The 18806-nt window shown below is 69.4% G+C and carries 16 protein-coding genes; 11 read left to right on the top strand and 5 right to left on the bottom strand.

Annotated elements, in window-relative coordinates; translation table 11 throughout:
- Positions 1-6 precede the first annotated feature (6 nt).
- The 6 genes from leuS to ACUYM2_RS09615 all read left to right on the top strand — a co-directional run bounded on the left by leuS (position 7) and on the right by ACUYM2_RS09615 (position 8158).
- Positions 7-2541, top strand: a complete 2535-nt coding sequence (gene leuS, locus ACUYM2_RS09640) for a leucine--tRNA ligase (RefSeq protein ID WP_481599862.1) — start codon at positions 7-9, stop codon at positions 2539-2541.
- A 70-nt stretch (positions 2542-2611) separates the two neighbouring features.
- Positions 2612-3637, top strand: coding sequence for a DegV family protein (locus ACUYM2_RS09635; RefSeq protein ID WP_481599861.1), 1026 nt, complete (start codon positions 2612-2614; stop codon positions 3635-3637).
- A 49-nt stretch (positions 3638-3686) separates the two neighbouring features.
- Complete coding sequence (locus ACUYM2_RS09630; RefSeq protein WP_481599860.1) at positions 3687-4589, top strand: helix-hairpin-helix domain-containing protein; 903 nt, start codon at positions 3687-3689, stop codon at positions 4587-4589.
- Position 4590: 1 nt separating this feature from the next.
- Positions 4591-6597, top strand: coding sequence for a ComEC/Rec2 family competence protein (locus ACUYM2_RS09625; protein ID WP_481599859.1), 2007 nt, complete (start codon positions 4591-4593; stop codon positions 6595-6597).
- Positions 6531-7544 (top strand): DNA polymerase III subunit delta, encoded by a 1014-nt coding sequence (gene holA, locus ACUYM2_RS09620; protein ID WP_481599858.1) that lies wholly within the window; start codon positions 6531-6533, stop codon positions 7542-7544. Before ACUYM2_RS09625 ends, holA begins: the two co-directional genes overlap by 67 nt.
- Positions 7545-7576: 32 nt before the next feature.
- Positions 7577-8158 (top strand): dihydrofolate reductase family protein, encoded by a 582-nt coding sequence (locus ACUYM2_RS09615; RefSeq protein ID WP_481599857.1) that lies wholly within the window; start codon positions 7577-7579, stop codon positions 8156-8158.
- A gap of 142 nt (positions 8159-8300) precedes the next feature.
- Here ACUYM2_RS09615 and rpsT read toward each other — a convergent pair whose 3' ends face one another.
- Entirely contained in the window at positions 8301-8561 is a 261-nt protein-coding gene (rpsT, locus tag ACUYM2_RS09610) for a 30S ribosomal protein S20 (RefSeq protein WP_011692086.1), read from the bottom strand.
- Between the two features lie 223 nt (positions 8562-8784).
- Positions 8785-9360, bottom strand: coding sequence for a type II toxin-antitoxin system PemK/MazF family toxin (locus ACUYM2_RS09605; protein ID WP_481599856.1), 576 nt, complete (start codon positions 9358-9360; stop codon positions 8785-8787).
- A gap of 278 nt (positions 9361-9638) precedes the next feature.
- Here ACUYM2_RS09605 and lepA point away from each other — a divergent pair, with 278 nt between their 5' ends.
- Entirely contained in the window at positions 9639-11492 is a 1854-nt protein-coding gene (gene lepA, locus ACUYM2_RS09600; protein WP_481599855.1) for a translation elongation factor 4, read from the top strand.
- Positions 11493-11494: 2 nt separating this feature from the next.
- Entirely contained in the window at positions 11495-12733 is a 1239-nt protein-coding gene (gene hemW, locus ACUYM2_RS09595; RefSeq protein ID WP_481599854.1) for a radical SAM family heme chaperone HemW, read from the top strand.
- A 51-nt stretch (positions 12734-12784) separates the two neighbouring features.
- On the opposite strand, the gene ACUYM2_RS09590 is transcribed toward hemW, so the two are convergent.
- Both ACUYM2_RS09590 and ACUYM2_RS09585 read right to left on the bottom strand, forming a co-directional pair.
- Positions 12785-13204 carry a DUF4870 domain-containing protein gene (locus tag ACUYM2_RS09590; RefSeq protein ID WP_481599853.1) on the bottom strand — a complete coding sequence of 140 codons (420 nt, stop codon included), beginning with the start codon at positions 13202-13204 and terminating at the stop codon, positions 12785-12787.
- Between the two features lie 121 nt (positions 13205-13325).
- Positions 13326-14180: a DUF3097 domain-containing protein gene (locus ACUYM2_RS09585; protein ID WP_481599852.1), complete on the bottom strand. Its 855-nt coding sequence runs from the start codon at positions 14178-14180 to the stop codon at positions 13326-13328.
- Between the two features lie 242 nt (positions 14181-14422).
- On the opposite strand from ACUYM2_RS09585, the gene hrcA reads away from it, so the two are divergent.
- From hrcA to ACUYM2_RS09570, 3 genes are all read left to right on the top strand, one after another.
- Entirely contained in the window at positions 14423-15436 is a 1014-nt protein-coding gene (hrcA, locus tag ACUYM2_RS09580) for a heat-inducible transcriptional repressor HrcA (RefSeq protein WP_481599851.1), read from the top strand.
- A gap of 80 nt (positions 15437-15516) precedes the next feature.
- Positions 15517-16644, top strand: a complete 1128-nt coding sequence (gene dnaJ, locus ACUYM2_RS09575) for a molecular chaperone DnaJ (protein WP_481599850.1) — start codon at positions 15517-15519, stop codon at positions 16642-16644.
- A gap of 2 nt (positions 16645-16646) precedes the next feature.
- Complete coding sequence (locus ACUYM2_RS09570) at positions 16647-17417, top strand: 16S rRNA (uracil(1498)-N(3))-methyltransferase (RefSeq protein ID WP_481599849.1); 771 nt, start codon at positions 16647-16649, stop codon at positions 17415-17417.
- Positions 17418-17491: 74 nt separating this feature from the next.
- Here the strand turns inward: ACUYM2_RS09570 and ACUYM2_RS09565 are convergent, their stop codons facing one another.
- Positions 17492-18400 (bottom strand): GerMN domain-containing protein, encoded by a 909-nt coding sequence (locus tag ACUYM2_RS09565; protein WP_481599848.1) that lies wholly within the window; start codon positions 18398-18400, stop codon positions 17492-17494.
- Positions 18401-18806: the final 406 nt, after the last annotated feature.

Genomic DNA, 18806 nt, shown 5'->3' with positions numbered 1-18806 from the left:
CCAGCAGTGAGCGTTCAGCCGGAGACAGAGACCGGAACAGCAGCAGCCGTCGCGAGCGAAGGCCCCGAGGAGGGCGCCTACAGTTTCGCTGCCATGGAGGTCAAATGGCCGCAGGTCTGGGAGGACCTCAAGGTCTTCACGCCCCTGGATGACGGTTCGAAGGAACGCCGCTATGTGCTGGACATGTTCCCGTACCCGTCCGGCGACCTGCACATGGGCCACGCCGAAGCGTTCGCGATGGGCGACGTCGTCGCCCGCTACCTGCGCCAGCAGGGCTACGACGTGCTGCACCCGATCGGCTGGGACTCCTTCGGACTGCCTGCGGAAAACGCTGCCATCAAACGCAACGCGCACCCCAGCGAGTGGACCTACGCCAACATCGACACCCAGGCGGCGTCCTTCAAGCGCTACGCCATCTCCGTGGACTGGTCCCGCCGGCTGCACACCTCCGATCCGGAGTACTACCGCTGGACCCAGTGGCTGTTCAAGCGCTTCTACGAGCGCGGGCTGGCCTACCGCAAGAATTCGCCGGTGAACTGGTGCCCCAAGGACCAGACCGTGCTGGCCAATGAGCAGGTCGTCAACGGCGCCTGCGAACGCTGCGGCACCGCCGTGACAAAGAAGTCCCTGAACCAGTGGTACTTCAAGATCACCGACTACGCCGACCGGCTACTGGACGACATGGACGAGCTGCGCGGCCACTGGCCCGAGCGGGTCCTGGCGATGCAGAAGAACTGGATCGGCCGTTCCGAAGGCGCCCACGTGACCTTCGTGGTCGAGGCTGCCGGCGGCAAGCCCGCCAAGGATGTCACGGTCTTCACCACCCGCCCGGACACCCTGTACGGCGCAACGTTCTTCGTGGTCGCCGCCGACGCGCCGATCGCCGTCGAACTGGTCACCGATGAACACGCCGCCGCCCTGGACGCCTACCGCGAGCAGGTCAAGGCGCTGTCGGAGATTGAGCGCCAGTCCACCGAGCGGGAGAAAACCGGGGTCTTCACCGGCCGCTACGCCATCAACCCGCTGAACGGGGAGAAACTGCCGGTCTGGGCCGCCGACTACGTCCTGGCCGACTACGGCACCGGCGCCATCATGGCCGTCCCGGCCCACGACCAGCGGGACCTGGACTTCGCCAAGACCTTCGACCTGCCCGTCCGGGCAGTGCTGGACACCGGCGAGGAAGACCCGGCCGTGTCCGACACGGCGACCACCGGTGAGGGCACCCTGATCAACTCCGGCGCCCTGGACGGACTGCCCAAAGCGGAGGCCATCCCGGCCGCCATCAGGATCCTGGAGCAGCAGGGCACCGGCGAGAAGTTCGTGAACTTCCGCCTGCGTGACTGGCTGCTGAGCCGCCAGCGTTTCTGGGGCACCCCGATCCCGATCATCCACTGCCCGGCCTGCGGCGAAGTCCCGGTTCCGGACGACCAGCTGCCAGTGCGGCTGCCGGAGAACCTGCGCGGCGAGGACCTGTCCCCGAAGGGCACCTCCCCGCTGGCCGCCGCGGAAGCGTGGGTCAACGTCGAATGCCCCGGCTGCCACGGCCCGGCCAAGCGCGACACGGACACCATGGACACCTTCGTGGACTCGTCCTGGTACTTCCTGCGCTTCGTATCGCCCGACTACACCGAGGGCCCGTTCGATCCGGCCAGGATCAACGACTGGATGCCTGTCGGACAGTACGTCGGCGGCGTGGAGCACGCCATCCTGCACCTGCTGTACGCCCGCTTCTTCACCAAGGTCATCCACGACCTGGGCCTGATCGAGGCCGACGAGCCGTTCCGGGCGCTGCTGAACCAGGGCCAGGTGCTCAACGGCGGCAAGGCGATGAGCAAGTCCCTCGGTAACGGTGTGGACCTGGGCGAACAGCTGGACAAGTACGGCGTCGACGCCGTGCGGCTGACCATGATCTTCGCCTCCCCACCGGAGGACGACGTCGACTGGGCGGACGTGTCGCCGTCGGGCTCCGCGAAGTTCCTGGCCCGCGCCTGGCGGCTCGGCCAGGACGTCAGCAGCGAACCCGGCGTCGACTTCGCCACCGGTGACCGTGCGCTGCGCACCGTCACCCACCGGACCATCGCCGACGCGCAGGCACTGCTGGAGCACAACAAGTTCAACGTGGTGGTGGCAAAGCTGATGGAACTGGTCAACGCGACCCGCAAAAAGATTGACGCCGACGGCGGTGCCGGCGGCGCGGACCCGGCCGTCCGCGAGGCCGTCGAGGCTGTCGCGGTGATCCTCAGCCTGTTCGCCCCCTACACCGCAGAGGACCTGTGGAATGTGCTGGGACACCCGGCGTCGGTGGCCAACGCCGGCTGGCCCACGCACGACGAGGCCCTGCTGGTGCAGGACACGGTCACCGCCGTCGTGCAGGTCCAGGGCAAGGTGCGTGACCGGCTCGAGGTGTCCCCGGGCATCTCCGAGGATGAGCTGCGCGAACTGGCGCTGGCCTCGGACAACGTCCAGCGTGCGCTGGACGGCCGGGGTATCCGCACGGTCATTGTGCGGGTGCCTAAACTGGTCAACATCGTCCCGGCGTAGCCGGGCAGGCCGTTCGTGAACCGGCCGCCGGCAATTGCCGGCGGCCGGAACTGTTTCCAGGAGGTGCTTCGTGCCGGACCGTGAGCCCCCGGGCTGGCTGTGGCTGCGCGAGCGCCTCGTCCGGCTCCGCCAGGCCGCCCGGCCCGGAGCAGTTCCGGAACCGGTACCCGCGGTCGCCGTCCGGACGGCTGTGGTCACGGACTCAGCCGCGGCCCTGCCGGCGGCTTGGGTCCGTGACTTCAGCGCCGACGGCCGCCTGACGGTGGTGCCGATGCCTGTTATGGTGGGCGCCGAAATCTACGGCGAGGGCGAGGACGACATCGCCGACACGATCGCCGTCGCCCTGGCCAGCGGCATCCCGGTCCGGACCTCCAGGCCCTCACCGGGCCAGTTTGAGCAGGCCTACCTCGCAGCGGCGGCACGCGGCTTCGAATCGGTCGTCTCGCTGCACATTTCCGGTGAGCTCTCCGGCACCGCGGACTCCGCCCGGCTGGCTGCGGCCAAGGTGGGGATCCCGGTGGCGGTCATGGATTCCCGCACGGTCGGGATGGCGCAGGGCATGGGCGTGCAGAGTGCCGTTGTAGCGGCCGCCGATGGCCGGGGCGCGGACGAGGTCAGGGCCTTCGCCGAAGAACGGCTGGCCCGTACCAAGGTTTATTTCTATGTGCCAAGCCTCGAGCAGCTGCGCCGCGGTGGGCGGATCGGCGCGGCCGCCTCGCTGTGGGGCACCATGTTTTCGATCAAACCGATCCTTGCTGTCGACGGCGGCAAGGTGGTGCCGTTGGAGAAAGTCCGTTCTGCGCCGCGCGCCATTGCCCGGCTGGAGGAAATCGCGGCCGCTGATGCGCTGTCCCGTCCACGCGGCGAGGCGCGGATAGCAGTGCACCACTTCGGCAACCGGGCCGAGGCAGAGCAACTGGCGTCCCGTCTGGCTGGGCTGCTGCCGGATTGCCCGCCGGCGCAGATCAGCTCGTTGCCGGCCGTGCTGGCGGCCCACGCCGGCCTTGGCGTGCTGGCCGTCATCGTGGGGGAGAGCAGCACCCCGCTACCAGGGGCAGCTGAAACCGAAGGGGCGCCCGGCGCGCTTTCCACATAGCCCTTCCCGCGGCTGCAGCCGGGCACGGTGCGGTCCGTAGGCTGGCTGCATGTCTCGCCGATATCCGGGATCCGGTGCCCGTAGCAGACCACGCCAGGGATCGGGCCTGGCCCGGCGCCGGTGGGCCGCCAGCCTTGGCCCGGTGCCGGACGAGGCGCTGCCCGACCTGCCGGCTGCCGGCCCTCCCAGCACTGAGACACCGGCTCCCGGCGCTCCTGCGGTCCCGGCCTTCAGATGGCGCACCGGGCGGCGTGCCGCGGCGCTGACCGCCGTGGCCTCCGTGTTACTGGGCGGCTGGTTCTGGTGGCAGTCGGTCGACGGCGCACCCCGTGCCCAGCCCCTGGGCGAAGCACCGGGGTGGGACGCCGCGGCTGGTTCGGGATCCCTGGGCGGTTCCGGTTCCGCGGGGGCTCCGGCCGATGAGGCCGGCTCCGGCGGGGCGGCTGCCGCTGCGGACCCCGCCGACGGAGACTTACCCGGCCCGACGGCGACGGCCACCATCGTGGTCCACGTCGCCGGCGCCGTCGCCAAGGCCGGCGTGGTGGAACTGCCGCGCGGAAGCCGGGTCAACGAAGCCATCAAGGCAGCCGGTGGCAGTACCCGCGCGGCAGACCTGGACCGGCTGAACCTGGCCGCAGTCGTCGAGGATGGGCAAAGGATCCTCGTCCCGGAGCGCGGCGGCCCGGACCCGGCCGAGCCTGCCGTTGACCCCTCCGCCGCTGCCGGGACGGGCGTGTCCGGCGGGACGCCGCCCCCGGCCGGGAAAATCAACCTGAACTCCGCCGGCGTAGAAGAGCTGGCCACGCTGCCGCGCGTCGGGCCGGTCCTGGCCCAGCGCATTGTCGACTGGCGGCAGCAGCACGGCAGCTTCGGCAGCGTTGAGGAACTCGACGCCGTTGAGGGCGTCGGCCCCAAGCTGCTCGAGGCCCTGCGGCCGCTGGTGCGGGTCTGACGTGCCCACCGGACAGCAGCCGCGCTGGCAGGATTTCCGGGACGCCGCCGCTGACACCATCGCCCGAAGCCGGGATCCCGTTTCTCCGGCTGCGGGACAGGCGCCGTCCCCGGCCTACGCGGGGTCACCGGCACCTTCGGCGCCCCGGCCAGGTGGACCCGCCCGAACCGCCCTGGCCGCGCTGGACCACGGTGTCCGGGAAGCCCTGCACCGCCGCCGGGCCGGCGCGCCGCCGGCCGCCGACCCCTCCGGCCCGCCGGAACGGCACCGCCGGTACGACGTCCGGCTCGTGCCCGCCGCGCTGTTGGTGTGGGCGACTGCCGCGGCCGGCGCTTGGCTGGACCCTGCCGCGCTTGCCGGCCTGTGCGCCGGACTGGCGGCAGCAGCGGGCTCCCTGTTGCTGAGTCCGCCGCGCCGCGGCAGCTCAGCTGCACCCCGAAGCTTCCGCGCCACAGCGGCCCTCGCACTGCTGCTCTCGTGCGCTGCCGGCGCTCATTCCGCGGTCGCGTCCGCACAGCGGAACGACGGCGCGCTGGCACGGGCCGTCGCCAACCGTGCTTCCGTGGTGGCGGTGCTGGAGGTATCCGGCGACCCGCGGCGGCTCGCCGCGCCGGGCCGTTCGGGTCTTTCCGACCGTTGGGCGGTGCCGGCCACCCTCCGCGTTGCCGTCTACGACGGCATCAGGGTGGACGCCGGCGCGAAGGTGCTCGTCATGGGCGGGGGCGACTGGGAACAGGCCCAGCCGGGCCAGCGGGTGCGCGTCACGGGCCGCCTGAAGCCGGCCGGAGCAGGCGAAGCAGAAGCCGGAATATTCTCGGCTTCCTCCGCCCCGGACCGGCTGGGAACCGCCAGCGGCTGGGAACGCGGCCCGGCAGCGCTGCGGGCAGGCTTCCGTACGGCCGCCGCCGGGTTGTCCGGCGACGCGCGCGGCCTCCTGCCCGGAATGGTCACCGGAGACACCGGGGCGCTGGACCCCCAGCTTGCCGCCGCCATGAATACCGTCGGAATGACCCACCTGACGGCCGTAAGCGGAGCCAATTGCAGCCTGGTCCTCGGGGTCCTGCTGCTGGCGGCCCGCGGCCTGCGGTTTCCCCGCCCGGTGGCCGCCTCCTTCGCATTCGCCGGGCTGGGCCTCTTCGTCCTGATGGTCGGCCCCGGCGCCAGCGTGCTGCGGGCCGCGCTGATGGGGACGGTGGGGTTGTGGGCGCTTGCGTTGGGCCGAGCCGGCCGCGGACTCAGCCTGCTGTGTGTGGCCTCGACCGGCCTGCTGTTGGCAGACCCCGCGCTGGCCACCGACTTCGGGTTTGTGCTCTCCGTCCTCGCCACGCTCGGCATTGTCGTAGCGGGCAGGCCGGTGATGGGCTGGCTGCCCGCGGTTGTGCCGCGCTGGGCGGCGGCCGGCGTCGCGGTGCCGCTGTCCGCCCAGCTGTTCTGCGGTCCCGTGATCGTGCTGCTCCAGCCGCAGTTCTCCAGTTACGCGCTGCCCGCCAACCTGGCGGCCGCCGCGCTGGTGCCGCCGGTTACGGTCCTCGGGACGGCTGCCGTGCCGCTCGTGCCGGTGGTGCCTGTCCTGGCCGCACTGCCGGTCACGATTGCAGGCATCTTCTCCGCCGGCGTGGCGGCAATCGCCCGCTACTTCGCGGCCCTCCCGGGGGCGGCGTTGCCCTGGCCGGAGGGCGCCTTCGGCGCGGGAACGATGGCCCTGCTGTCCGGGCTGGCCCTGGCGGGCGTCTGGCTCGCCACCCACCCCGCCGCGGCCTGCCGGCAGGGGATGAAAATGCAGCAACGGACCATGCTGTTCCTCACAGAAATCCTCGACCGAAAAGCCCTTCCGCCCTGCGGCAGCCGTGCCCGGCACCGGCCCGCCCCAAGTGGCTTGGTGGACCGACCCCGCCGTGGCAGGCTTAGAGTCTGCAAACCAACTTCCCGGAGGAACCACGAGTGGCTGCTGCCCAGACCCCACGCCCCAGGACCACGGCGACGAACACCGCCACCTGGCGCGACGTGACGCCGGCGCCGGTGGTGCTGGTCGGCGGGCCGGAGGACTACCTTGGGTCCCGGGCCATGGACCGGATCCGCTCACAGGTCCGTACCGCCGCCCCCGACGTCGAAGTCACGCGGCTTAACGCCGGCAGCTACGAACCCGGCACGCTGGCCATGAACGTCAGCCCGTCCCTCTTCGGCGAGCAGAAGCTGATCGAGGTGGAGGGCCTCGAGGCGATGAATGACGCCTTCCTTGCCGACGCCCTGAAATACCTGGCCCAGCCCGAGCCGGACGCGGTCCTGGTGCTGCGCCACGGCGGGGGAGTGCGGGGCAAGAAACTCCTCGATGCCATCAAGGCGGGCGGCTGGCCGGTGGTTGACTGCCAGCCGCTGAAGAAGGACGCGGACAAGGTGGCCTTTGTCGCGACCGAGTTCAAGGCCGCGTCCCGGCGGATTGAACCCGAGGCAGTCCACGCCCTGGTCAACGCGGTGGGTGCCAACCTGGCCGAACTCGCGGCCGCCTGCAGCCAGCTGATCGCTGACGCCACGACGGCGGTGGATTCGGAGATGGTGGACCGCTACTACGGCGGCAGGGTGGAGGCCACGGCCTTCAAGGTCGCCGACGCGGCCATGGCCGGCAACGCGCCGCTGGCCCTCTCCACCCTCCGCCACGCGCTGGACACGGGCGCCGACCCCGTACCGATCGTGGCGGCCCTCGCCGCGAAGCTTCGCTCCCTGGCCAAGGTGGCAGGAGCGCAGGGTTCGTCGGCGCAGATCGCCAAGCAACTGGGCATGCAGCCGTGGCTCGTGGAACAGGCCCAGCGCGATGTCCGGCGCTGGACGCCGGAAGGCCTGGTCCGGTCCATCCAGGTCACGGCCGAGGCCGACGCGCAGGTCAAGGGGCTTTCCCGCGACCCGGTCTACGCCGTCGAGCATGCCGTCACGGTGATTGCGGGCGCAGTCCGCCGCTAATCTGGGGGCACCCCAAAGCAGAGGAGGGCCCCATGGGCAAGGTAGTCATGTACGGTTCGGTATCGTTGGACGGCTTCATCGCGGACGAGAACGACCGACCCGGACCACTGTTCGACTGGTTGACCAACGGTGACGTGCCATTGGACGAGAGCGGCGAGTTGAAGGTGTCGCAGACGTCCTACGACTACACCCGCCCGTATTGGGACCAGATCGGGGCAAGTGTCGTCGGCCGGCACGTCTTTGACCTCACGGACGGCTGGGACGGGAAGCCTCCGGGCGGGGTTGACCACGTGGTCGTCGTGACGCACCGGCCGGAGCCCGGGGGCTGGGACCCCGGGGCGCCGTTCCACTTTGTCGACGGCGTCGAGGCTGCCATGGCCAAGGCGCAGGAGCTTGCGGGTGACCGCCTGGTCGAGGTCGCTGCTGGCGACGTCGGTGGCCAGGTGCTTGCCGCCGGCCTGGTCGACGAGGTCCGCATGGACGTCGTACCCGTCGTTTTCGGATCCGGCAAGCGCTACTTCGGGCCGGTCCACGCGCAGCACCTGATGGAGGATCCTGACGTAGCGATCCAGGGCAACCGGGTGCTTCACCTGCGCTTTCGGGTGCGCCCTTGACCTGTGCGTCTGCGCGCCGGTGGTCGCAAGGTGAACCCTTCAGCAGGTCAATGACCACGAGGCGCGAAGAGCCCGTTAACTGGCTGTGGCCGGCACCCAGGGGTACCGGCCACAATCATCAGTTCAGTTGAACTGGAAAACCTTAGAGTGCGTTGACCTTCTTGGAGATCGCGGACTTGCGGTTTGCAGCGTTGTTCTTGTGAAGAACACCCTTGCTGACAGCCTTGTCGAGCTTCCGGCTGGCAGCAACCAGTGCAGCAGCAGCGGCATCCTTGTCGGTGGACTCAACGGCGGTGTTGACAGCGCGGATGGCCGTCTTCAGCTCGGACTTGACTGCGTTGTTGCGCAGGCGAGCCTTTTCGTTGGTCAGGATGCGCTTCTTCTGGGACTTGATATTAGCCACGTGTGAACTCTCTTTTTCAATGCGGAAAATGGTCTAGAGGGCTTTCAGATTGGCCATTGACTGAGCGGCGTGGGGATACCTATGGCGACCAACCATCTGTGGCCGTCGACCTGCACGGACACACAGCTGTCAATAATAGCAGAGACGCGCAGCCGGTGGTGATTCCGGCGCCCTGCGCGGTTCGCCGCGGCGCCGTCGTCGTCCCCGCCCCGGTTTCGCGGTCTCAAGACCAGCCGCGGCGGGCCCGCAGCGCCGAGGAAATGTCCCGGAAGCGTCCGGGGTCGAGGATCGCGCCCTCGCGGCGGACGTCCCGGGGGTTGATCTGCAGGATCCGGTCCAGCCGGGCCTCACTGGGACGCCACTGCCGGTCCCAGGGCCCGGTGCCGATGTCGACGTAGTCGTCCGCGCGGCGCCCGTCGCCGTCATGGTCCTTGCTGGTGAGCATCAGCCCCAGCAAGTAGCGGCCGCGGCTCCCCACGAGCAGCACCGGGCGGTCCTTGCCCCGGGTGTGGTCCTCTTCGAACGGCACCCAGGTCCAGACAATCTCACCCGGTTCGGGCCGGCCGTTGGGGCTGGGGCTGTACAGCACTTTGGCGGTTCCCTGGAAGTCGCCCGGGTACGTGCCGGTGAGGCCGCCGGGAACGCCGGCCGGCTGCCTGGCGGGAACTCTGCCCGGGGCCCTGCCCGGGGCGTTGCCGGCAGGACCGCGGGTGGCGGGCGGTGCGCCGCCGCCGAGCCGGTCCAGGAAGCGCAGGGTGCCACGGAGGGCGTTGCCGAGGGAACGAAGATTCAGGGCCATGGGGAAACCCTACCGGCCGCCCCGTGCAGGCGGACGCTGACCTGCCGGCGGCCGGCCGGCAGCGGTGAAGGGCGGTGCCCCGGGCCGGCGGTGCCCTCCGGTACCGCCGGCGTATGCGCTAATGCAGAGCCACCCTCCCGGACGTGGGAGACTATTAGGAACGAGAAAAGCGGCGTGCCGCAGTCAGGCTGAACGCCGGCTGCGCCCGTCGGTGGAACAGCCCAGCTGTACGGCCCGCCAGTACAGTCCCCACGTATTGCCAAGAGTAAGGACCCTGCGTGTCTCCCATGGCCCGCACCGCCCCGGTGCCTGCCGCAACAGATCCGGCCCTCATCCGGAACTTCTGCATCATTGCGCATATTGACCACGGCAAGTCCACGCTGGCCGACCGGATGCTCCAGTACACCGGAGTCGTCCAGTCCCGCGATATGAAGGCCCAGTACCTGGACCGGATGGACATTGAGCGCGAACGCGGCATCACCATCAAGTCCCAGGCTGTCCGGATGCCGTGGGAGCTCGACGGCACCAGCTACGCGCTGAACATGATCGACACTCCCGGCCACGTCGACTTCACCTATGAAGTCTCCCGGTCCCTCGCCGCCTGCGAAGGCGCCGTGCTGCTGGTGGATGCCGCCCAGGGCATTGAGGCGCAAACGCTTGCCAACCTGTACCTGGCAATGGAGAACAACCTCACGATCATCCCGGTCCTGAACAAGATCGACCTCCCGGCGGCCCAGCCGGAGAAGTACGCCGAAGAACTGGCGAACCTAATCGGCGGCGACCCCGACGAGGTGCTGCGCGTCTCCGGCAAGACCGGCGCCGGCGTCGAAGTCCTGCTGGACAAAATCGTCCGCGACCTGCCCGCCCCGGTCGGCGACCCGGACGCCCCCGCCCGCGCCATGATCTTCGACTCGGTCTACGACACCTACCGCGGCGTCGTCACCTATGTCCGCGTCGTCGACGGCATGCTGCACCCGCGCGAACGCATCCAGATGATGTCCACCCGCGCCACCCACGAACTGCTTGAGATCGGCGTCAGCTCCCCGGAACCCACCCCCTCCAAGGGCTTGGGCGTCGGCGAGGTCGGCTACCTGATCACCGGCGTGAAGGACGTCCGCCAGTCCAAGGTCGGCGACACCGTCACCAACCTGGCCAAGCCCGCGACCGACTCCCTGCCCGGCTACGCCGACGCCAAGCCGATGGTCTTCTCCGGCCTGTATCCGCTGGATGGCACCGATTACCCGGTGCTGCGCGACGCGCTGGAGAAACTGATGCTCAACGACGCCGCGCTGGTTTACGAGCCGGAGACGTCGGCCGCGCTGGGCTTCGGCTTCCGCGTCGGCTTCCTCGGGCTGCTGCACCTGGAAATCACCCGCGAGCGGCTGGAACGCGAATACAACCTGGACCTGATCTCCACCGCCCCGAACGTTGAGTACGAGGTGACGCTCGAGGACAAGAAGGTCGTCCACGTCACCAACCCCAGCGAATACCCCACCGGCAAGGTCGCGGAGGTCCGCGAACCGATGGTCTCCGCCACCATCCTGGCCCCCAACGAGTTCGTCGGGGCCATCATGGAGCTCTGCCAGAGCCGGCGAGGCGTCATGGGCGGTATGGACTACCTCTCCGAGGACCGGGTGGAAATCCGGTACCGGCTGCCGCTGGCCGAGATCGTCTTCGACTTCTTCGACATCCTCAAGTCCAGGACCCGCGGCTACGGTTCGCTGGACTGGAAGGCCGACGGCGACCAGGTCGCCGACCTCGTCAAGGTCGACATCATGCTGCAGGGCGAACAAGTGGACGCGTTCAGCGCCATCACCCACCGCGACAAGGCCTACGCCTACGGGGTGATGATGACCGGCAAGCTGCGCGAACTCATCCCGCGCCAGCAGTTCGAGGTGCCCATCCAGGCCGCCATCGGATCCCGGATCATCGCCCGCGAAAGCATCCGCGCGATCCGCAAGGACGTCCTCGCCAAATGCTACGGCGGTGACATCACCCGTAAGCGCAAACTGCTGGAGAAGCAGAAAGAGGGCAAGAAGCGCATGAAGATGGTGGGCCGCGTCGAGGTCCCGCAGGAAGCCTTCATCGCTGCCCTCACCACGGAAGAGTCCAAGGACAAGGCCAAGAAGTAACCATGCCCAGCGTGCTTCCCCTGGGCGACCCGGCGCCGTCGGACGGGCTCCTGCCCGGCCAGGCGCTGGAGGGCGCCGCAGACCGGGCCTTCGGGCTCTACGTGCACATCCCGTTCTGCGCGGTGCGCTGCGGCTACTGCGACTTCAACACCTATACCGCCACTGAACTCGGCGGCGGCGCCTCGCAGGACGCGTACGCCGGCACCGCCGTCGCGGAAGTGGACTTCGCCGGCCGGGCGCTGGCGGCGTCCGGCCTGCCGGAGCGCCGGCTCAGCACGGTGTTCTTCGGCGGCGGGACGCCCACGCTCCTCCCGGCCGGCGACCTGGCCCGCATCCTCAGCGCCGCGATCGGGACCTGGGGACTGGAGCCCGGAGCCGAGGTCACCACGGAAGCCAACCCGGACTCGGTCACGCCCGAATCCCTGCAGCTGCTGGCCGATGCCGGGTTCACCCGGGTCTCCTTCGGTATGCAGTCGGCCGTCCCGCACGTGCTCAAGGTCCTCGACCGCACCCACACGCCCAGCCGGGTGCCGCAGGCGGTGCAGTGGGCGCGCCAGGCAGGCCTGGCCGTCAGCCTGGACCTGATCTACGGCACCCCGGGGGAGTCGATGGAGGACTGGCGGTTCTCGCTGGAAACCGCGTTGTCCTACGGCCCGGACCACATCAGCGCCTACGCGCTGATCGTCGAAGACGGCACCAAGCTTGCCGCCCAGATCCGCCGCGGCGAAGTGCCGGGGATCGACGACGACGACCATGCCGCCAAGTATGAACTGGCCGACGAGCTGATCGCCGCGGCGGGCCTGGGCTGGTACGAGGTCAGCAACTGGGCCCGCACCCCGGAACAGGCCTGCCGGCACAACCTGGCCTACTGGCGCGGGGACGACTGGTGGGGGATAGGCCCGGGTGCGCATTCGCACGTGGGCGGGGTCCGCTGGTGGAACGTCAAGCATCCCACCGCCTATGCGGGCCGCCTGGCATCCGGCGCCTCGCCCGCCGCCGGCCGGGAGACGCTCGACGCCGACACCCGCAACGTTGAGCGCGTGATGCTTGAGGCCCGGCTTGCTACGGGCCTGTCGATCGCCAGCCTGGGCGGGCTCGGGGATACCGGCCGCCACGCGGTGGCCGGGCTGATTGCGGACGGGCTCGTGGACCCGGCGGCAGCATTCAAGGGCCAGCTGGTCCTCACGCTGAAAGGCCGGCTGCTCGCTGACGCGGTGGTCCGACGGATCCTGCCGGACTAGGCACGGTGGCCCTAAGTGTCCGTTCGCGCGGGCCTTAAGTGTCCGTTCGGGCTACTTGATCCAGCGGAGATTGTAGTCGTAACGGTGCGGCTGACCGCGGTTGACGTGGATGCCGGCGGCCACCGAAAAGCACGCGAGGGCAATCCAGATGGCAGTGGCCAGCACCGCGAACAGGTTGCCCACCACCGGGACAAAGACCAGCAGGTTCGCGAGGACCGCGGCAATGGTGGGCGGCAGCGTGAAGTTCAGGGCTTCCTTGGATTCCTGCGCGGTGAACGGACCGCGGTCCTTGAAGATCAGGTAGATCAGCAGGGATGGAATGCAGCCCAGGATGCCGCCAAAATGCGCCAGCGTGGCCCACTGCCGGTCCTCGCTCGCCGTCAGCGGCAGAGCATTTGCAGGAACGCCATGGTACTGGGGCTGGTCATGGCCGGCCTGGTGGTCCGTGTGTTCGCGTGCGTCTTCTGCCACGTTTCGTCCTTTGGATTGCGGTGGAGCGTTGGTACCTATACGAGCCACGGCCGCAACAATAAGCAGCGGCCGCCACTTCAAGAATACTTGCTCGGACCGCCAAACGTGGCAGGGGGAACGGCTACGGCACCGTGAGGAAGTCGATGACTTCTTCCACGCGGCCCAGCAGGGAGGGCTCCAGGTCCGCATAGCTGCGGACCGCGCCGAGGAGTTTCTGCCAGCCCAGGCCGATGTCCTCCTTGGTGCTGTGCGGCCAGCCGAAGGCCGTCAGGATACCGGTTTTCCAATCCACGCCGCGGGGAATCACCGGCCACCGCTCAATGCCCAGCACGGCCGGGCGGATGGCCTGCCAGACGTCCACGTAGGGGTGCCCCACGATCAGCACGTTGCCGGCCGCGCCCGGGGTGGCCATCACGGCGTCGGCGATCCGGGATTCCTTCGAGTCGGGCACCAGGTGGTCCACCAGCACGCCGAGCCGGCGGCCCGGGCCGGGCCGGAACTCCTTGACGGCGGCGGCAAGGTCGTCGATGCCGTGCAGCGGTTCGACGACGATGCCTTCCACGCGGAGGTCGTCACCCCAGACCTTTTCGACGAGTTCGGCGTCGTGCTTGCCTTCCACCCAGATCCGGCTGGCCTTCGCTACCTGGGCACGCTGTCCTGCCACCCGGACGGAACCGGACGCGGTGCGGGTGCCCGCTGCGGTGCCCGCCGCGGGAGCCCGCGGGGCGGGCGGCATCAGCCTGATCGGCCGGCCTTCGAGCAGGAACCCGAAGCCGAGGCGGAACGAGCGTGACTTGCCGCGCCGGTCCTCAAGGGCCACCACGTGCATGCCGCCGGACTTCTCGACCCGGGTCACGGCGCCGACCCAGCCGGACTGCACCTCCTCGAGCACCATTCCCCGTTCCACCGGGATTTCGGGCAGCTGGGCCTTGGCGGGGGCGGAAAGGTCCTGCGGGCCCCAATTCTGGTACGACATCTGCTACACACTGCTTTGCACTCGGGAATTTCGGGCGAGGAACGGCGGCGCGGGCCGTGGTGTGCCCGGAAACACCCGTCCCGGGGGTCACGCCCGCAGCGAATCCAATGCTAACAACGGCGCGACTCATATTAGACTGGTTAGCACTTAGGCATGTCGAGTGCTAACCGCGGGTTTTCCGGGGCGGGTCTTTCCGCGCGGCCGGCGCCGGCAAACCGATACGGGTTGATTGGAGGTGGAGCGTGAGCGAGCCACGCAAACTCGAAGTACTGCGCGCCATCGTGGAGGACTATGTCCATTCCCGCGAGCCCGTGGGATCCAAGGCCCTGGTGGAGCGCCACCACCTGGGGGTGTCCAGCGCCACGATCCGCAATGACATGGCCGCACTGGAAGACGAGGGCCTGATCACGGCGCCGCACACGAGCGCCGGCCGGATTCCCACGGACAAGGGCTACCGCCTGTTCGTGGACCAGATTTCGGCCGTCAAGCCGCTGTCCCCGGCCGAGCGCCGCGCCATCCAGGCGCTGCTGGAGGGCTCCGAAGACCTCGACGACGTCCTGGACCGGACCGTGCGGCTGCTGTCGCAGCTGACCAACCAGGTCGCCGTCGTGCAGTACCCGCTCCTGAGCCGGGCCCGCGTCCGGCACATCGAATTCGTGCTCCTGGCGCCCCGCAAGGTGCTCACGGTGCTGATTGCGGACACCGGCAAGGTGGAGCAACGGGTGATCGACGTCGGCCAGGAGCTCGGCGACGACGGCCTCGCCGAACTCCGGACCCTCTTCCTGGCCAAACTCTCCGGCACCCCGCTGAGCCTGCTGCCCCAGTCGCTGCAGGCCGTGGTGGACAACTGCCCGCCGGTGCGGCGCGGTCCCGCCCAGGCACTGTCCCGGGGACTGGAGTCACTGGCCGCGAGCAGCCGCGAGGAGCGGATGGTCATGGCCGGCACCGCGAACCTGGCCCGGTCCAACGTTGATTTTCCGCTGAGCATCGGCCCCGTGCTGGAGGCCCTTGAGGAACAGGTGGTGATGTTGCGCCTGCTCAGCGACATGGCGCAGGACCCGCGCGGCGTCACCGTCAGCATCGGCCGCGAGAACCCCTACGACGGCCTTTCCGAAGCTTCCGTGGTGGCCACCGGTTACGGCCCGGACGCCACGGCCAAGGTCGGAGTCCTCGGCCCCACCCGGATGGACTATCCGACCACCATGGCCGCCGTCCGTGCGGTCGCCCGCTACCTTTCGCGGATCCTCGGGCCCTGACGGGCCGGATCCGGCACCGGACTTCTTGCCCACTAAAGGCAGTGCCCCACTGGCAGTACAAAAAGGAAGAGATACACACTTTGAGCAGCCACTATGACGTTCTTGGAGTCTCCCGTGAAGCGACGGGGGAAGAGATCAAGAAGGCCTACCGCAAGCTTGCGCGGAGCCTGCACCCGGACGTGAACCCCGGGGACGACGCCTCCGAGCGCTTCAAGGCGGTGACGCACGCCTACGAAGTGCTGTCGGACCCGCAGAAACGCCGGGTCTACGACACCACGGGCAACGAGAACGGCACCGACAACGGCTTCGGCGGCGGCTACGCCGGCCAGGGCTTCGCCTTCCAGGACATCTTCGAGACCTTCTTCGGCGGCGCCGGCGGCCAGGGCGGCCCCGCCTCCCGCGTGCGCCGCGGCCAGGACGCGTTGATCAGCGTCCGGATCGACCTCCGCGACGCCGTCTTCGGCGTCAACAAGAAGCTTGAAGTGGACACCGCCGTCACCTGCCCCACCTGCGAGGGCTCCTGCTGCCGCCCCGGCAGCCACCCGGAACGCTGCGATATCTGCGGCGGCAGCGGGCAGGTCCAGCGGGCCGTCCGCTCGATCCTCGGCCAGGTCATGACCACGGCCCCCTGCGGAAGCTGCGAGGGTTTCGGCACTGTCATCAAGGACCCGTGCAACGAATGCGCCGGCCAGGGCCGCATCCGCAGCCGCCGCACGCTTACCGTAAAGGTGCCGGCCGGCGTAGCCACCGGCACCCGCATCCAGCTCTCCGGCCAGGGCGAGGCCGGCCCGGCCGGCGGCCCGTCCGGTGACCTCTACGTCGAGATCCGGGTCAACAACGACGCCACCTACGTGCGCGAAGGCGACGACCTGCACGCGAGCCTGAACATTCCGATGACGGCCGCCGCGCTGGGCACGGAACTGACCCTGGACACTTTCGACGGGCAGCAGGAAATCGACGTCAAGGCCGGCACGCAGTCCGGCGAAGTGATCACCCTCCGCGGCCTGGGTGTGACGCACCTGCGCGGCTACGGCCGCGGAGACCTCAAGGTCCACCTGCAGGTGGACACCCCGGCCAAGCTCGACGCCGCCCAGGAGGACCTGCTCCGGCAGCTCGCCAAACTCCGCGGCGAGCAGTTCACCGAGGGGAAGCTTGCCGCCAGCGGCGGCGTCTTCGCCAAGCTGCGGGACCGGCTCGGTAACCTGTAGCGGTGAGTAACCCGGTCTTCTTCGCCCCCGCAGGCTCCCTGGACCAGCAGGTCCCCGGGGCGACGTTCGTCCTCGAAGGCGCCGAGGCGCGCCACGCGGTGACAGTGAAGCGGCTTGCGGTGGGGGAGGCGGTCGACATAGCCGACGGCGCCGGCAGGCGCATCACCGGCACCGTGTCCGCCGTCGCGCCCCAGGAGCTGACAGTGCAGTGCGGTGAGGTAAGTACCGAGCCGCGGCCCGACGTCCGGCTGGTGCTGGTGCAGGCGTTGGCCAAGGGGGACCGGGACGAACTGGCCGCCGAAACCGCGACGGAACTGGGGATCGACGCCGTCGTCCCTTGGCAGGCGGAGCGGTCGATTGTCCGGTGGAAGCCCGAGCGCGCCGCGAAAGCGCACGCCAAATGGCAGTCCGTGGTGGCGGCGGCAGCGAAGCAGGCCCGCCGGGCCTGGATTCCGGAAGTCCGCCCCGCCGTCGACGGCAACGGACTGCAGGCGGCCGTGGCCGCGGCGGACCTGGCCGTGATCCTGCACGAGGACGCGGTGCGGCCCCTGCGGCAGGTGCTGGAAGCCTGGCACCAGCAGACCGCCCACGACGGCGTCCCCCGTGAGGTGCTGTTGATCGTGGGACCCGAGGGCGGCATCAGCCCGCGCGAGGTGACCCGGCTCTGCGGCGCCGGCGCGGTCACCGCCCTGCTGGGCCATCACGTGCTGCGCTCGTCCACCGCCGGGCCCGCCGCCACCGTGCTGGCCAGCGACATCCTGAGACGCTGGTAAAATACGCGGGTCAGGTCCGCCAGGCGCCGGGACGCCGGGCGTGAACAGCCGTCAGGCCGGTGCAGCCGCCGGCCTCAGCGGACGGTGAATCCGCGGGTATCGACGTTCAGGTCCTTGGCCTTGCCGGCCGGGTCGACCTGGGAGACCCGGACCTCATAATTGCCCGGACCGAGGTTCAGCGCGAGGTTGAACAATCCGGACTTGTCGGCGTCGGCGGAGGCGGCGATGTCCCCGTTCAGGTACGGCGTCTTGCTGGTGCCGTCCACCCGCTGGAGCTCCCAGTGCAGCTTGCCGCCCGGGACCGTGCTGCGGCCTGAAATCTTGACCGTCCCGTCCGCCAGCTCGGTGCCTTCCTGCGGATCGATGATCCATACCGGCGCCACCATCCCGGCGCTGCGCGAGGTTGGCGAACCGAGCCGGACCCGGTTGAAGGCGACGTAGTCGGTGTGCCCGTCGACGAGAATGACCACCTGGATCTGCTGGCCGGTATCGGTCAGTCCGGCGCTGGCACCGGCGGCTGTGGCGGTGTACACAAGCTGCTGAATGGCGCGTTCGGCCATGTCGGCGTCGACGTTGCTGTTGAACGCGTCAGCGGACACATCCACCGTAATGACGTTCTTGCCGGAAATCGAGGTGGCGAGCATTTTGGGGTTCTGCCAGGGCGTGAAGAAATCCGGGTCCAGCGGTTTTTGCGACATCATCACCCGCAGGGCCCGCGTAATCGGGTTGTCCTCCTCGGACACGTCCCGGAACTCGCGGTAGAGGAAAACGTTGTCATTGCTGCGCCCGATCCAGTAGACCGGGGCCTTGTTGGAAGCCTGCGTGGACTCAAGCGGGGCGCTGGTGGTGGCCACGCCGGCGGCCGGACCTGGGACCGTGTGCGACGGCGTATCCGCATTGGTGACTCCCGGCTGGGGCGTCGCCACGCAGCCGGATAAGGCCAGGGCAGCGGGCAGCACCAGGAGCAGCACGCTGCGGCGCATGCGCCGGCCCGCGGCCGTCCTGTTCAGTCCACGCTGGCTGATGGTCCTGATCCCTTCGCCGTGCCCGTTGGTATGTCCGTCGCTGTGTACCTGCCGTGTGGCCGCCGGTGCGCTCCGGCGGCTCTTCGCCGTGCCGGACGGGTGCCTCTCCCGGTCGTCGGGAACTCCGGGCCCGGCAGGGCCGAATCCAGCATTACACAGGGCGCCCGTGCTCCGGACGGGATTCCGGGGCTGTCCGCCGAACTGCAACGGGAACGATATGAGGACGATATGAAGTTGATACCTAATGACGCGGCGGACGTGCGGGCCGCGCCGTCGTCGGGCCGCGCTGGCGTAAGATGGAAGGACCCGCTGCAGCCCGGCGCGGACGGCCCGGAAGGCCGTCGGCCCGTGCCGGAGCGGTGAG

The sequence above is a fragment of the Arthrobacter sp. SD1074B genome, assembly GCF_056780195.1.
This window is presented reverse-complemented; position numbering and strand designations above follow the sequence as displayed.